Source organism: Actinosynnema sp. NPDC020468, from assembly GCF_040642015.1.
Taxonomy (GTDB): domain Bacteria; phylum Actinomycetota; class Actinomycetes; order Mycobacteriales; family Pseudonocardiaceae; genus Actinosynnema.
The window spans coordinates 69,148-83,996 of sequence record NZ_JBFAEO010000002.1; the positions used below are offsets into that span (position 1 = coordinate 69,148).

At 69.9% G+C, this 14,849-nt stretch carries 14 protein-coding genes; 5 read left to right on the top strand and 9 right to left on the bottom strand.

From position 1 onward, the window contains the following. Nucleotides 1–6: 6 nt before the first annotated feature. The 6 genes from dnaB to AB0G50_RS02510 all read right to left on the bottom strand — a co-directional run bounded on the left by dnaB (nt 7) and on the right by AB0G50_RS02510 (nt 4,605). Nucleotides 7–1,344 (bottom strand): replicative DNA helicase, encoded by a 1,338-nt coding sequence (gene dnaB, locus AB0G50_RS02485; protein ID WP_360101827.1) that lies wholly within the window; start codon nt 1,342–1,344, stop codon nt 7–9. Nucleotides 1,345–1,786: 442 nt separating this feature from the next. Then, a complete protein-coding gene (rplI, locus tag AB0G50_RS02490; RefSeq protein WP_360101405.1) occupies nt 1,787–2,242 on the bottom strand; it encodes a 50S ribosomal protein L9 in 456 nt (151 codons plus the stop codon). Between the two features lie 18 nt (nt 2,243–2,260). Next, on the bottom strand, nt 2,261–2,500 hold the full coding sequence (rpsR, locus tag AB0G50_RS02495) for a 30S ribosomal protein S18 (protein WP_015805710.1): 240 nt from the start codon (nt 2,498–2,500) through the stop codon (nt 2,261–2,263). Nucleotides 2,501–2,552: 52 nt separating this feature from the next. After that, nucleotides 2,553–3,065, bottom strand: coding sequence for a single-stranded DNA-binding protein (locus AB0G50_RS02500; RefSeq protein WP_360101408.1), 513 nt, complete (start codon nt 3,063–3,065; stop codon nt 2,553–2,555). A gap of 10 nt (nt 3,066–3,075) precedes the next feature. Further along, entirely contained in the window at nt 3,076–3,384 is a 309-nt protein-coding gene (gene rpsF / locus AB0G50_RS02505) for a 30S ribosomal protein S6 (protein ID WP_360101410.1), read from the bottom strand. A 177-nt stretch (nt 3,385–3,561) separates the two neighbouring features. After that, nucleotides 3,562–4,605 carry a hypothetical protein gene (locus AB0G50_RS02510; protein WP_360101412.1) on the bottom strand — a complete coding sequence of 348 codons (1,044 nt, stop codon included), beginning with the start codon at nt 4,603–4,605 and terminating at the stop codon, nt 3,562–3,564. Nucleotides 4,606–4,754: 149 nt separating this feature from the next. Between AB0G50_RS02510 and AB0G50_RS02515 the strand changes: the two genes are divergently transcribed. From AB0G50_RS02515 to AB0G50_RS02525, 3 genes are read left to right on the top strand one after another with little or no spacing between them, the layout of a single operon-like run. Next, complete coding sequence (locus AB0G50_RS02515; RefSeq protein ID WP_360101414.1) at nt 4,755–5,525, top strand: deoxyribonuclease IV; 771 nt, start codon at nt 4,755–4,757, stop codon at nt 5,523–5,525. Then, nucleotides 5,522–6,931, top strand: coding sequence for a hypothetical protein (locus tag AB0G50_RS02520; RefSeq protein ID WP_360101416.1), 1,410 nt, complete (start codon nt 5,522–5,524; stop codon nt 6,929–6,931). Before AB0G50_RS02515 ends, AB0G50_RS02520 begins: the two co-directional genes overlap by 4 nt. After that, complete coding sequence (locus tag AB0G50_RS02525) at nt 6,931–7,323, top strand: DUF3052 domain-containing protein (protein ID WP_360101418.1); 393 nt, start codon at nt 6,931–6,933, stop codon at nt 7,321–7,323. The genes AB0G50_RS02520 and AB0G50_RS02525 overlap by 1 nt, the downstream gene beginning before the upstream one ends. On the opposite strand, the gene AB0G50_RS02530 is transcribed toward AB0G50_RS02525, so the two are convergent. The 3 genes from AB0G50_RS02530 to AB0G50_RS02540 all read right to left on the bottom strand — a co-directional run bounded on the left by AB0G50_RS02530 (nt 7,289) and on the right by AB0G50_RS02540 (nt 12,618). Beyond that, nucleotides 7,289–8,845, bottom strand: a complete 1,557-nt coding sequence (locus tag AB0G50_RS02530) for a glycosyltransferase 87 family protein (RefSeq protein ID WP_360101420.1) — start codon at nt 8,843–8,845, stop codon at nt 7,289–7,291. The two genes, AB0G50_RS02525 and AB0G50_RS02530, sit on opposite strands and share 35 nt — an antisense overlap. A gap of 154 nt (nt 8,846–8,999) precedes the next feature. Continuing rightward, nucleotides 9,000–11,381 carry a transglycosylase domain-containing protein gene (locus tag AB0G50_RS02535; RefSeq protein WP_360101422.1) on the bottom strand — a complete coding sequence of 794 codons (2,382 nt, stop codon included), beginning with the start codon at nt 11,379–11,381 and terminating at the stop codon, nt 9,000–9,002. An 832-nt stretch (nt 11,382–12,213) separates the two neighbouring features. Then, a complete protein-coding gene (locus AB0G50_RS02540; RefSeq protein WP_360101424.1) occupies nt 12,214–12,618 on the bottom strand; it encodes a DUF5318 domain-containing protein in 405 nt (134 codons plus the stop codon). 165 nt (nt 12,619–12,783) lie between these two features. Here AB0G50_RS02540 and AB0G50_RS02545 point away from each other — a divergent pair, with 165 nt between their 5' ends. Then, nucleotides 12,784–13,326 carry a PadR family transcriptional regulator gene (locus AB0G50_RS02545; RefSeq protein WP_360101426.1) on the top strand — a complete coding sequence of 181 codons (543 nt, stop codon included), beginning with the start codon at nt 12,784–12,786 and terminating at the stop codon, nt 13,324–13,326. Nucleotides 13,327–13,368: 42 nt separating this feature from the next. Then, nucleotides 13,369–14,460: an inositol-3-phosphate synthase gene (locus tag AB0G50_RS02550; RefSeq protein WP_360101428.1), complete on the top strand. Its 1,092-nt coding sequence runs from the start codon at nt 13,369–13,371 to the stop codon at nt 14,458–14,460. Nucleotides 14,461–14,849 lie beyond the last annotated feature (389 nt).

Sequence of the window (14,849 nt, forward strand, 5' to 3'; positions counted from 1 at the left end):
CGAAGATCAGGACTGGGCGAGGTCGGCGAACCGGCTGTAGTGGAGCTGGTGTGCCACGGTGATCGTGGCGGTCGGGCCGGCGCGGTGCTTCGCGATGATCAGGTCGGCCTCGCCCGCGCGGGGGTCGTCGCGTTCCCAGGCGTCCGGGCGGTTGATCAGGATCACCATGTCCGCGTCCTGCTCCAGCGAGCCGGATTCACGCAGGTCGGACAGCTGGGGGCGCTTGTCCGTCCGCTGTTCGGGACCGCGGTTCAGCTGGCTGATCGCGATCACCGGCACCTCCAGCTCCTTCGCGATCAGCTTCAGGTTCCGGGAGAACTCGGAGACCTCCTGCTGGCGCGACTCGGTGCGCTTGCCCGACGACATCAGCTGGAGGTAGTCCACGATCACCAGCCGCAGGTCGTGGCGCTGCTTGAGCCGGCGGGCCTTGGCGCGGATCTCCATCATCGTGAGGTTCGGCGAGTCGTCGACGAACATCGGCGCCTCGCTGATCTCGCTCATCCGCCGCGCGAGCCGGGTCCAGTCGTCGTCGGACATCCGGCCGCCGCGCATGTCGCCGAGGCGGATCTTGGCCTCGGCGGAGAGCATGCGCATGACGATCTCGGTGCGGCTCATTTCGAGCGAGAAGATCGCGCTGGTCAGGCCGTGCTTCACCGAGCACGAGCGGGCGAAGTCGAGGCCCAGGGTCGACTTGCCGACACCGGGACGGGCCGCGACGATGATCATCTGGCCGGGGTGCAGGCCGTTGGTCAGCTCGTCCAGGTCGGCGAAGCCCGTCGGGATGCCGAGCGACGAGCCGCCGCGCGAGGCGATGGCGTCGATCTCGTCCATGGTCGGCTGGAGCAGCTCCTCCAGCACCACGTAGTCCTCGGTGGTGCGCCGCTCGGTGACCTCGTAGATGGCCGACTGGGCGCGGTCCACGACCTCGTCCACGTCGGCGCCCTCCGCGCCGTTGTACCCGAGCTGCACGATCCGGGTGCCCGCCTCGACCAACCGCCGCAGCACGGCCTTCTCGGCCACGATCTCGGCGTAGTACGACGCGTTCGCCGCCGTCGGCACGGTCGCGATCAGCGTGTGCAGGTACGGCGCCCCGCCGACGCGCTGCAACTCGCCGCGCCGCTCGAGCTCGGCCGACACGGTGATCGGGTCGGCCGGTTCGCCGCGGCCGTAGAGGTCGAGCACGCAGTCGTACACGGCCTGGTGCGCCGGCCGGTAGAAGTCGTTCGGCGCGAGCACCTCGACCACGTCGGCGATCGCGTCCTTGCTCAGCAGCATGCCGCCGAGCACCGACTGCTCCGCGGCGAGGTCCTGCGGCGGCTGTCGTTCGAACCCGGGTTCGGTCATGCCCCGGTCGTCCACCAACGCCACCGCGAACTCACCTCCGGATCCGATCCTGCTTGTTCTACCCCGTCGGTACGACGATTTGCCGCAGGCACGCTCGGGGGACAGCCGGACGCTAGAGCCACCCGGATGGCGCAGGCAAACGAGCCTGTGGACAAACCGGTGGACAGCCTGGGGATGGTTGCGCGCAGCTGACCACAGGTCCGGGGAAACCTGTGGACAACCTGGGTACAACCATGCCACTGACAGAAGTATCCGCAGCTCAGACCCTGTGGATAACTTTGTGGAAAAGTCTTGCCCCACAACCCCGGCGTGTCGCGTGTAACCGCGTTCACGGCGTGTCGCGGCCCACCTGTCACACCGAGTTGTCCACAGCCGGATGACGCAAAACGCCGCCCGACCAGAACACCTGGTCGAACGGCGTTTCGCGTGTCGAACGCGAGGATCAGCCCGCGGCCGCGACCTCGACGGCCAGCGACACCGTGACCTCCGGGTGCAACCGGACGGACACCGAGTGCTTGCCGAGGGTCTTGATGTGGCCGGCCAGGTCGACGGCGCGCTTGTCCAGCGTCGGGCCGCCCGCGGCGCGAACCGCGGACACGACGTCGGACGAGGTGACCGAGCCGAACAGCTTCTTCGAGCCGGCGGCGGCCTTGGCCTTCAACGTCACGGAGCCCAGGCCCTCGAGCGAGGCCTTGATCTCCTTGGCGTGGTCCAGGTCGCGCACCCGACGGGTCTCCTGCGCACGGCGGATGACCTCGACCTGCTTGGCCGCGCCCTTGGTGGCGAGGATCGCCAGGCCGCGGGGCAGCAGGTAGTTGCGGCCGTAGCCGTCCTTGACCTCGACGATGTCGCCGGGGCCACCGAGACCGCTGACGTCAGCGGTGAGGATGAGCTTCACGGTGTGTTACCCCCTTCGTCAGCGAGCGGTCGAGGTGTAGGGCAGCAGCGCCATCTCGCGGGCGTTCTTCACGGCCACGGCGACGTCGCGCTGGTGCTGGGAGCAGTTGCCGGTCACCCGGCGGGCACGGATCTTGCCCCGGTCCGAGATGTACTTCCGGAGCAGGGTGGTGTCCTTGTAGTCGATCAGGTTGGCGTTCTTGTCCTTGCAGAACGCGCAGACCTTCTTCTTGGGCTTGCGCACAGGCGGCTTGGCCATGTGTGTACTCCTGGTCTAACGCGGTGAAGTTCGGAATGGACCTTGTGCAGGTCTAGAAGGGGGGCTCGTCGGCGAAGCCACCCGAGCCGGCCGGGGGCGCGGAGCCCCACGGGTCGTCGGCCGGAGCGCCGCCACCGCCGCCACCGCGGGCCTGCTGCTGGTTACCGCCGCCACCGCCGAAGCCGCCGCCGCCGTCACCCCGCTGGACCCTGTTGACCTTCGCGGTGGCGTAGCGCAGCGAAGGACCGATCTCGTCGACTTCGAGTTCGATCACCGTGCGCTTCTCGCCTTCCTTCGTGTCGTAGGAACGCTGCCGCAGGCGACCGGTCACCACGACCCGCGCACCGCGGGTCAGCGACTCGGCCACGTTCTCCGCGACCTGCTTCCACACCGAACAACGCAGGAACAGCGCCTCGCCGTCCTTCCACTCGCCGGTCTGGCGGTCGAAGGTGCGCGGCGTGGAGGCGACCGTGAAGTTGGCCACCGCCGCACCGGACTGGGTGAAGCGCAATTCGGGATCGGCGGTCAGGTTCCCGACCACCGTGATCGTCGTCTCGCCGGCCATGTCGGTCCCCTTACGCCTTGGCCGTGGCCTTGGCGGGCTCGCGGCGGAGGACCTTGGTGCGCAGCACCGTCTCCTGAAGGCCCAACTGGCGGTCCAGTTCCTTCACCGCGTCGGGGCTCGAGGTCAGGTCGAGGACGGCGTAGATGCCCTCGCTGTTCTTGTTGATCTCGAAGCTCAACCGGCGCTTGCCCCACACCTCGACCTTTTCCACGTTGCCACCGCTGGTGCGGATGACGTTGAGGAACGTGTCGAGGGACGGCGCGATCGTGCGCTCGTCGAGACTGGGGTCGAGGATGACCATCACTTCGTAATGACGCATGAAGACCACTCACCTCCTGTGGACTCGGCGGCCACGGACGTTCCGTGGCAGGAGGGTCGTCGCGTCAGCAACGCCGTTCAGACTAACAGGGTGCAGCCGGGTCTCCCGGGGCAGGGTCGGGAGACCCGGCGTCCGGGTGGGATTTCCGGTCGGGACGGGCTCTAACCAAGACGTTCTTCACGCGTTGACGACACGCGCGGCGGGAGAACGGCGCAGCACCCAGGTGCGGACCAGCGCGCCCGTCACGCAGGACAGCGCCAGCACGGCGAGCAGCACCGGCGCCGCCACGCCGCCCATCCGGCCCGAGACCGGCAGCGCCTGCGCGCGACCGGCGGTCTGCACGCCGTCCACGTCCGCGCTGGTCGGGAGGCCGCCGAGCGAGGTGGAGCCCGGCACGCCCGTGCCGTAGCGCACACCGGGCGACGGCGAGTACTGGCCGGGCATCGCGAACGGCAGCGAGCCGTAGCTGAACAGCGGAACCCGGCCGAGGTTCGCGCCGAACGGGTTGGAGCCGTAGAGGGGCAGCGCGAGGCCGCCGGTCACCCCGCCGGCGGGCGTGCCGCCGACCGTCGTGGTGCCGCCGCCGGTCTGCCCGGTGCCCGGCGTGGTGCCCGGCTGGGAGGTGCCGGGCGTGGTCCCGGGCTGGGTGCCCGGGTTCGTGCCCGGCTGGGTGCCCGGCGTGCTGCCCGGCAGACCCGGCACGACCTGGCCGACGGCCTGCTGCGAGGCGTCCGCGACCTGCTTCGAGCCCTCCTGGACCGGCGCGACGACCGCGTTGACGCCCTTGACCGTCACGCCGCACACGCCCGCCAACGCCGACTGCGTGCCGCCGACGACGGTGCCCAGGACCGGGCCGAGCAGGGGCAGCTTGCCCAGCTCCGCGGTGACCTTGTTCGCGATCTCGCCGCCGGTGATGACGCCCTGACCGGTCGGGATGGCGCCGATGGGGATCGGCGGGAGGGCGTTGAACGCCGACCGGAAGGGTTCCGCCAGCGGCGGTCCGAGCAGCGGGACGGCCCTGACCACGTCGACGATCGGCTGGGTGACGGCGGCCGGGCTGAGCGACACCGGGGTGCCCGGCTCGCCCTCGACCGTCGTCGCGCAGCTGCCGGCCACCACGGGTGCCGCGGCCGAGGCGGTGCCCGCACCGGCCACGCCGACTGTGCCGACCGCGAACACCACGGCTACCGCGCCCACGAGCCGGGTGAGTCGGGTCCGCATGACTGGCCTCCTTGCCGGTCGGCACGCCGTTCCTACTCTCAAGTAACGAGGGTAGGACCTGAACGTGACGCGAGTACACGTCTTGTCCGACATTTTTCTGCCGACGGCGGTCGGCGGCACGGTGCCGGACGCGACTACCCTGCACAACCATGCGCATCGGGGCCCATGTCCGGGACGACGACCCGCTCGCCGCCGCCGCCGACCGCGGTGCCGAAGTGGTCCAGTTCTTCCTCACCGATCCCCAGGGGTGGAAGGCGCCGAAACCGCACCCCCGGCAGGACGACCTCTTGGCGTCCGACCTCGACGTCTTCGTCCACGCGCCGTACCTGGTGAACGTGGCGTCGCTGAACAACAAGATCCGCATCCCGTCCCGGAAGATGGTCCTCCAGCACTCGGACGCGGCCGCGAAGATCGGCGCCAAGGGCCTGATCGTGCACGGCGGCCACGTCACCAAGGGCGAGGACCCGGCCGACGGCATCGCCAACTGGCGCAAGCTGTTCGAGCGCCAGGCGGAGGCGGGCGGCTTCGCGGTGCCGATCCTGATCGAGAACACCGCGGGCGGCGACAACGCGATGGCCCGCACGTTCGACATGCTCGCCAGGCTGTGGGACGCGGTCGGCGAGTTCGGCGCGGGCTTCTGCCTCGACACCTGCCACGCGTTCGCCTCCGGCGAGGACCTGGTCGGCGTCGTGGACCGGGTCAAGGCCATCACCGGCCGGATCGACCTGGTGCACCTCAACAGCTCGCGCGACGAGTTCGGCTCGGCCCGCGACCGGCACGCCAACATCGACTCCGGCACCATCCCGTCGGAGCAGCTGGTCGCGGTGGTCGACGCGGTCGACTGCCCGGTCCTGGTCGAGACACCCGACGAGGGGCAAGCGGCGGACATCGCGTTCCTCCGCGAGCATTCGGGCCGGTGAGCGTGACACGGGAGGTGGCGCCCGCGACGCCCGCCGAGTCCGGCTCCACCGCGCGCCGCTTCGGCAGGCTCGCCCTCGCCACCGTCGTCCTGCTGTCCGGGTTGACGCTGGTGCTCGGCTTCCTGAACAAGGACCGCTGCACCGGACCCGAGTTCGACCAGTGGGGCCGCAGCGCCCCCGACTACGACGAGCGCAACAAGCGCGACGTCTGCTACTCCGACATCCAGCACCTGTGGATCGGTCGCGACGTCGACCGGCACGTGTTCCCGTACGTCAACGGCGACATCACCGCCAAGGGCATGCTCGTCGGCGGTTCGGTCGAGTACCCGGTGCTGACCGGCCTGCTGATCTGGGCGGGCGCCATCCCGGCCGACAACGACGCCATGTTCCTGCTGTTCTCCGCGTTGCTGATGGCGCCGTTCGGCCTGGTCACCGCGTGGCTGCTGGGCAGGCTGTCCCGGTGGCGGGCGCTCGTCTGGTCGCTCGGCCCGCCGATCGTGCTCTACGCGTTCCACAACTGGGACCTGCCGGTCGTGCTGTGCGCGGTCGCCGCGGTCTACGTGATGGCGCGCGGCTGGGGCCGCCGGGAGCGGACCTTCTACCAGCGCGCGCTGGTCGCCTCGGTGCTGCTGGGCATCGGGTTCGCGTTCAAGATCTACCCGGCGATCTTCGTCCTGCCGCTGGCGCTGCTGGTGCTGACCGGCGGTCCGGGCGGGCGCGAACTGCCCGACGGCAAGAGGTACGACTGGGCGGCGGCCGCGAAGGTGGCGCTGGCCTCGATCGTCACGGTCGTGCTGGTGAACCTGCCGTTCGCGCTGGCGGGCCCGGCCGGCTGGAAGGCCTCGTTCGCGTTCCAGCAGATGCGCCGCGTGGACATCACCACGAACTCCATCTGGTACTGGGGCCTGCGCCCGTTCATGGACGAGGACCTCATGCAGGCCATCGCCGACATCCTGTCGCCGCCGGCCATGGTGGTGTCGTTCGGCGTCGCGGCGTGGCTCGGCTGGCGCCGGTTCCGCCACGACGGCACCTACCCGTGGGTCCAGGTGTCGGCGGCCATGCTGTGCGGCTTCCTGCTCCTGCACAAGGTCCACTCGCCCCAGTACACGCTGTGGCTGGTGCCGATGTTCGTGCTGCTGCGCCTGCACCTGGGTTGGATCGCCGCCTACTTCGCCGCCGACCTGGCGATGGGCATCGGCATCTTCCGCTGGTACTACGCCATAGAGTTCGGCCAGTCGTCGGGCATCTACGACAGCTTCTCCGCCCAGGCCGTGGTGGTCGGCGTGTGGGGCCGGGCCGCCCTCCTCCTGGCCCTGTTCTTCGTGTTCCTCAAGTCCGACACCACGTTCGACCGCCGCGACGCGACCGCCGCGGTCGAGGTCGCCCGGACACCGGCGACCTCCTAGTGACCGCCGGGTACTCGGGCCGACCGCTGCACCTCAAGCTGGGCGCGAAGCCCGGGTCGCGGGTGCTGCTCGTGGACCCGCCCGCCGGGTTCGCGCTCGACTGCGACCACCACCGCCACCCCGACCGCGAGCCCTACGACGTGCAGTTGGTGTTCTGCCCCGACACGGCCGCACTGCACGCCGGGTGGGACGCCGCCGAGGCGCGGATGACCACGGCCGGCGCGCTCTGGATCGCCTGGCCGAAGAAGGCGTCCGGGGTGCCGACCGACCTGACCGAGGACGTGGTCCGCGCGCACGCCCTCGGCAACGGCCTGGTCGACGTCAAGGTGTGCGCCGTCGACCGGGTCTGGTCCGGGCTCAAGCTGGTACGGCGGTTGCGGGATCGCGTTTGACGCGCCACACGACCCGGTCCGGCGCGCCGTCCAGGAAGCCGCCGCACGGGTCGTCGTCGCCGGCCCGGCGCACCAGGTCGAGCGACGGGTTGTAGATCTCCCGCACCACCAGCACGCACAGCAGCACCACGGCCGCGTCGCGCACCAGGACCGTGCCGAGGAACCAGTCGATGGGCAGGCCCTTGTTGTTCTCGCCCAGGTAGAAGAACATCCGCGGCACCCAGACGAGCGCGTCGACCGCCATCCACGCGAGCAGCAGCTTCCACCGGGGTATCGCGAGCACCGCCAGCGGCACGAGCCACAGCGAGTATTGCGGGCTCCACACCTTGTTCGTCAGCAGGAACGCGGCGACCACCAGGAACGACAGCTGCGCCAGCCGCGGTCTGGTGGGCGCGGACATCGCGATCACGCCGACCGCCGCGCAGCACACCAGGAAGAGCACCGCGCTGACCGTGTTCAGGATTTCCGGTGTCGCGCCCGGCGCCAGGCCCGGGTCGAAGCCCTTCCACCCGGTCCACTGCGCCAGCACGTTGTACAGCGAGTCCGGGTCGACGCCGCGCTCGGTGTTCAGCCGGAAGAACTCGCGCCACCCCGCCGGGTACAGGAACGCGATCGGCGCGTTGACCAGCGCCCACGTCACGAGGGTCGCGGTCAGCGTCGACAGGAAGGCCTTGATCTTGTTCGACCGGATGCACAGCAGCAGCAGCGGTCCGAGGATGAACAGCGGGTACAGCTTCGCCGCGCCGCCCAGTCCGAGCAGGACACCCGCCAGCACCGGCTTCTTCCGCGCCCACGCGAGCATGCCCGCGGTGGCGAACGCGGTCGCCAGGGTGTCGAAGTTGGTGAACGCGTGCACGATCACCAGCGGCGACACCGCCACGATCGCGGCGTCCCACACCCGTCGCCTGGCCAGCCGCGCGACCGCCCACGCGGTGACCAGCCACGCGAACGCGAGCCACAGCGCGGTGATGTTGAAGTAGGTGATCACGGTCATCGGCGCGGGCAGCCAGCCGGACTCGCCGATCCGGGTCCACCCCTGCGCCATGCGCGCGTTGAGCCACTGGAACACGCCGGTGAGCACCGGGTACTCCATGTAGCGCACGTGCTCGGTCGGCTTGCCCTCGTCGTCGATCCACGACGTCCGGTACGGGAAGGTGTCGGGCTTGTCCAAGCGCTCCGCGGTGTAGAGCGGCACGGTGTCCGAGTAGCACATCGCGACGAACTGCCGGTTGCCCCGCCAGTCCAGCTGCACCACGCCGTTCTGGTCGACGTACTGCTGGATGCACGGCGACTTCTGCAACCAGGCCAGTGACAGCGTCACCAGCGCCAGCAGCAGGACCACCCGGAGCGGGGTCCAGAACCACTGTCTGCCGACCGAGGCGTGCCGGCCGGCGATACCGCCGAACGGTCGTGCCGCGGCACGGGCGAGCGGTTCGGTCCACGTCGGGCGGACGCGTTCCTCCGGTGTGAGCGACTCCGTGTCCTCGGGGTTCGCTTCCTGGTGCTGCGCAGGGCTGGCCACGTGCCGGATGCTAACGGGAAAGGTCGACGGTGCGTGTGAACCGGGCCACCAGTGCGTCACCCGATCGGCCAACCCGGCGCCCGGACGGCCGAAGGGCCGGACGCCACTGCGCCCGGCCCTCCGCCTCGTCCGTCCGAGCCCGCTCCTGGCGGGCCTAGCGCGTGGGTTTGCCACCACCGCCGATGGGGTCGACCGGATCCGTCGTGGACGTCACCGGCGGCTGCTGCGTGCAGGTGATCGGGTTGTTGCACGGCTTCGTGGTCGTCGGCTTCGTCGGCGGTTCCGTCGTGGTGGTCGTCGGCTCCGGCGTCGTGGTGGTCGTCGTTTCCTTCGGCGTCGTCGTCTTCGGCGGCACCGTGGTCGTCGGCGTGATCACCGGTTCCTCGAACTGGCCGATGGGGTTCGGCTTGGCGAACGGCTCGAGCGGCTGGCCGTCCATGGCCCGGTCCATGAACTGCTTCCAGATCATGCCCGGCAGCCCGCTGCCGTAGATGTCGCTGCCGCCCTTGTCCTTGATGGCGTCGACACCGCCCTCGGTGCCCATGTACACGCCGACGGACAGCGTCGGGGTGTAGCCGACCATCCACGCCTTCGAGTTCTCCGCGGTGTTCGCGCGCTCCTGCGTACCGGTCTTGCCCGCGCACGCCCGGCCGCCGGCGCACGTGGTGCGCGCCTGCGCCTTGGGGATGTCCTTCAGCACGTCGGTGACGTTGTCCGCGATGTCCTGGCTCTCCTGCGGGTCGTCGGAGAACGCGGCCTTGGACTTGTCGATGTGCTGGTGCACGGTCGTGCCGTCGGCGTCGACGATCTTCGAGATGAAGAACGGCTCGTGGTACACGCCGCGCGAGGCGAACGTGGCGTAGGCCGACGTCATGTCGAACGGCCGGACCTGGGTCAGACCACCGCCGATGGAGATGTTGCCGTCCGGCGGGGTGCCGTTCTCGCCGACGAGCATCTTGTACTTCTTGTCGCCGACCTCGACCTCGTCCGGGATGCCCGCCTGGTGCGCGGCGTCCGCGACCTTCTGGGTGCCGGTGTTGTTGACCACCATGTCGTAGAACACGGTGTTCACCGACTTCACCATGGCCTCGCGGACGCTGCACTGCTTGGGCACCTTGCACGCCACGCCCGGCGAGTTCGACACGTCGCCACGACCGGGGAACGAGCGCGGCGAGCTGCCGTCGTAGGTCGTGCCGGCGCCCTCGCCCTTCTGGAGCGCGGCCACGAAGTCGAACGGCTTGAACGACGACCCGGGCTCCTGGAGGGTGCCCTTCTGGTAGTCGATGCCGTTGCCGTCCTTGCCGGCCCAGTACACCTTCACCGCGCCGCTGGTGGGGTCTATCGCCGACATCGAGTAGGTCAGCTTCTCGGGCTGGCCCGTCATCACGTTGTCGATGACCTGCTCGGCCGCCGTCTGCATGCCCGGGTCGATCGTGGTGTAGATCGTCGCGCCCACCTGCTGCGCGCGGGCCATGTCGTAGCCGATCTTCTCCAGCTCGTTGAGGATCTGGGTCTTGATGTAGAGCCGCGTGCCGTCGATGCCGCCCTGGTCGAGGTCGGCCAGCGGGCGCATCGCCGGGAACTTCTCGGTGTCCTTGTAGGACTGGTCGGCCCAGTGGAACTTGACCAGCTGACCCATCACGTACTCCCAGCGCTCCAAGGTGTACTTGGGCTGCTCGGAACGTCCGGGGTTCTGGATCATGCCGGCGATCAGCGCCGCCTCGGACTGCGTGAGGTCCTTGAGGTCCTTGTTGAAGTAGACCTTCGCGGCTTCCTTGATGCCGTACGCCGACCGGCCGAAGTAGATCGTGTTCAGGTAGGCCGTCAGGATGTCGTTCTTGTCCTGCTGCTTGGACATCTTGTAGGCCTTGACGATCTCGGTGAACTTCCGGCTCAGCGTCGGCGAGTCGTCCTTGGTGGCCTGCTTGACGTACTGCTGGGTGAGGCCGGAACCACCCGAGTCGCGACCGGTGACCTGGTACCAGCCGGCGCGCGCGATGGCGGTGAAGTCGAAGCCCGGGTTCTCCTCGAACGTCGGGTCCTCGGCGGCGTACACCGCGTGCTTCACCGTGTCGGGCAGGTCCTCGTACTTGATCATCGTCCGGTTCGCGCCGTCGGGCGCGATCTTGGTCATCGGCGACCCGTCGGAGTACAGGATGTTGATCGCCTTGTTCTGCTCGGCGGCCACCTGTTCCGGCACCGGGACCTCGACCACCTGGTAGGCGATCGCGAAGGCCACGACCGGCGCCAGGATCATCAGGCCGAGCAGCACGTAGGAGGTCCGGCGGACGCGCCGCCAGATCTTCTTCCGGCGCATGGCCTTCGCCTCCGTCTCGGTCGGCTCGTCCTCGTCGTCGTACTCGTCCTCGTCGTAGACGGGTTCGGCGGCGAGTTCGTCCTCGCGGTGCGTGAGGAGGTCGGGTTCACGCGGCGTCGCGTGGTGCACCGACGGCAGCAGGTCCGTCGGCTCCTCGCCGGGCCGCCGCTCGGGGCCGCCGGGACGTCGCGGTCCACCGGGACCACCGGGTCCGCCCACGGGCGGCCGGCCGCCGGGCGGAGGCACCGGACCGCCGGGGCCGCCAGGGCCGCCGGGTCGGCGCGGTCCGCCGGGAGGGGTGGTGGGTCGCTGCGGGCCGCCGCCCATCGGGGTGGCGACCGTCTGGTCCGGACCGACCGGGGGCCTGCCACCGGGCGGCGGCGGCACGGGACCACCGGGACCACCCGGTCCGTTGGGTCCACCGGGTCCGCGGCGCGGCCCACCGGGGTTCGGCCCACCGGGGTTCGGTCCACCCGGGTTCGGTCCGCCGGCGTTCGGCCCGGGACCCTGACCGGGTCCGTTGGGTCCACCGGGACCGGCGGGACCGCGCCCACCGGGACGCGGCACGCTGTCGCCCATGTTCACGGTGCGGTCGTCGCGGGCGGGACCGCCGCCGAGACCGCCGGAGAAGCCACCGTCGCGCGGCGGGCCGCCGAGGCCGACCGTCGGGCCGTCACCTGGGCGTGGCGGCGGACCGCCTGCCCGGGGCACGCCACCCGGCGGCGTGCCCGGCGCACCCTGCCGGCTGAAACCGCCGGGCGGGGTGTCGGGACGCCGCGGGCTGCCGCCCGGCGGGGTGTCGGGGCCGGTCGGGCGCACGAAACCACCTGGTGGGGTGTTCGGACGCGCCGGCTGATCCCGGGCGTCGCGGCGGTGCGAACCGACGCCGTCCGGGTCGTCCCCGGTCGGCCACTGCGGCTCCCCGCCACGGTGCCTGTCGTCATGCTGGTCGTTCACGAAAAAGCCTCCCAGACCGGCGTGCGCGCGCACGCGGTTCGGTGGTCGTACGTCGTCCCCGCCAGTTGCGGAAACGCCCGCGTGCCGAGCCCGTTCACTCCGCGGCGGTCCTCCTGCGCGGCTTGTGAGAGTCCAGGCCACGCGTTCCCAGGACGTATGACTGCACCAGGTGGTTCCAACTACATGTCCGGCACACCTCGACCACGTACACGGTGAACTCCTCGAAGAGGGTCGCCATGCGGGTCAGCTCCTCGGCGGTGCGGGCCGAGCCCGCCGCGTGCTTGAGCTCGTCGCCGTACACCCAGGAGACGTGCGTGAGCGGTTCCCTGCGGCAGACCGGGCACGTCACGTCGCTCGGCTGACCGTGGAACTTAGCAGCTCGCAGCAGGTACGGACCGGCGTCGCACACCTCCATGGTGCCCACTCGCCCCGCGTAGACCTCCGCCAACAGCGCACGGCGCTGTAGCGCGTAGTCCACGACCTGGCGTTGCGTCGACACGGGACCAGCGTACGTGCCGCCCCAACCCCTTCGATGAGCCGTTCAGGGCAGTGGCTGCGGGGCGCGGATCACGGTGTGCCTCACGACACAGCGCCCCGGCACGCAGATGTATCGAGCCGATATACTCGTGGCACCCATCGGCGCACATCGGCGAGGAGGTACCCCGTGCTGGAGTTCGCGATCCTCGGCCTGCTGCACGAGGCACCGATGCACGGCTACGAGCTGCGCAAGCGCCTCACCGAGCTGCTGGGTGCGTTCCGGGCGTTCTCGTACGGCACGCTGTACCCAACGCTGCGCCGATTGCAACGTGACGGACTCATCGTCGAGGAAGTCCCCGAGGACAACCGGTCGTGGGGCCGCCGCGCGCGCAAGGTCTACAAGCTCACCGCGGAGGGCAAGGAGCGGTTCGCCGACCTCCTGGCCAACGCGGGACCCCAGACGTGGGACGACGACTCGTTCGGCGTCCACCTGGCGTTCTTCTCGCGCACGCCCGCCGAGATCCGGATGCGGATCCTCGAAGGACGACGGCGGCGGGTGGAGGAGAAGCGCGAGGGGCTGCGCACCTCGTTATCGGCGACGAGCGAGCGGATCGACCGGTACACGCGCGAGCTGCACCGAATGGGGTTGGACAGCACGGAGCGTGAGGTGCGGTGGCTCAACGAGCTCATCGCGCACGAGCAGGCCGAGCAGCGCGAGCGGGACGAATAGCCCTCATGGGCACAGACTGAGAAACAAGAAGGAGGACTCGGCATGGGCGACAACCGCCGCACCGTTCGAGTGGCCATCGTCGGGGTCGGCAACTGCGCGGCGTCGCTGGTGCAGGGTGTCCAGTACTACCGCGACGCCGACCCGGCTACCCGGGTGCCCGGTCTCATGCACGTCCAGTTCGGCGAGTACCACGTGCGCGACATCGAGTTCGTCGCGGCGTTCGACGTCGACGCCAAGAAGGTCGGCACCGACCTTTCCGAGGCCATCGGCGCGAGCGAGAACAACACGGTCAAGATCGCGGACGTGCCGCCGCTGGGCGTGACGGTCCAGCGCGGGCACACCTACGACGGGCTCGGCCGGTTCTACCGGGAGACCATCCAGGAGTCCGACGAGCAGCCGGTGGACGTGGTCGCCGCGCTGCGCGAGGCGTCGGCCGACGTGCTCGTGTCGTATCTGCCCGTGGGCTCGGAGGACGCGGACCGCTTCTACGCGCAGGCCGCGATCGACGCCGGCGTGGCGTTCGTGAACGCGCTGCCGGTGTTCATCGCGTCGGACCCGGAGTGGGCGGAGAAGTTCCGCGCGGCCGGTGTGCCGATCGTCGGCGACGACATCAAGTCGCAGGTCGGCGCCACGATCACGCACCGGGTGCTGGCGAAGCTGTTCGAGGACCGCGGGGTCCAGCTGGACCGGACGATGCAGCTGAACGTGGGCGGCAACATGGACTTCCTGAACATGAAGGAACTGGAGCGCCTGGAGTCCAAGAAGGTCTCCAAGACCCAGGCCGTCACGTCCCAGGTGGACCGGGACCTCGGGAAGCGCAACGTCCACATCGGCCCGTCGGACTACGTCGCGTGGCTGGACGACCGGAAGTGGGCGTACGTCCGCCTGGAGGGCCGCGCGTTCGGCGACGTGCCGCTGAACCTGGAGTACAAGCTCGAGGTGTGGGACTCGCCGAACTCGGCGGGCATCATCATCGACGCCGTCCGCGCCGCGAAGATCGCCCTGGACCGGGGCATCGGCGGCCCGATCCTCTCGGCCTCGTCCTACTTCATGAAGTCCCCGCCGGAGCAGTACTCCGACTCCGAGGCCCACGCCGCCGTCGAGGCCTTCATCCGCGGCGAAGTGGACCGCTAGCCACACCGCAACAGAATCATTCAACAGTAGAATCGTTCAACAATCCCACGAGCCCCCCGCCACTGTGGCAGGGGGCTCGTAGGCTTGCCCCCCGTAGCATCGTTCAACAATCCCCACCCTCAACAATCACCCCACTCGCCGCGCCAACCCCCACAACGAGCCCAAATCGTTCAACAACCCCACAATCCCCACCTCTCTTCCCTCGCCCTTCACCCCTCGCAGCCAATGCCCGCTCCCACTCAAGGACACCGGCCGCACCCACGCCTCAACAAGCGCCCCACACCCAGCCGGACCAACGCCGGCCACCTCTGCCACTGCGCCAACGTCCCGCCCTCGCCACCGCATCGCCCCTCCGGCCTCGGCTGCGGCACTAACGACGTCGCCCAGTC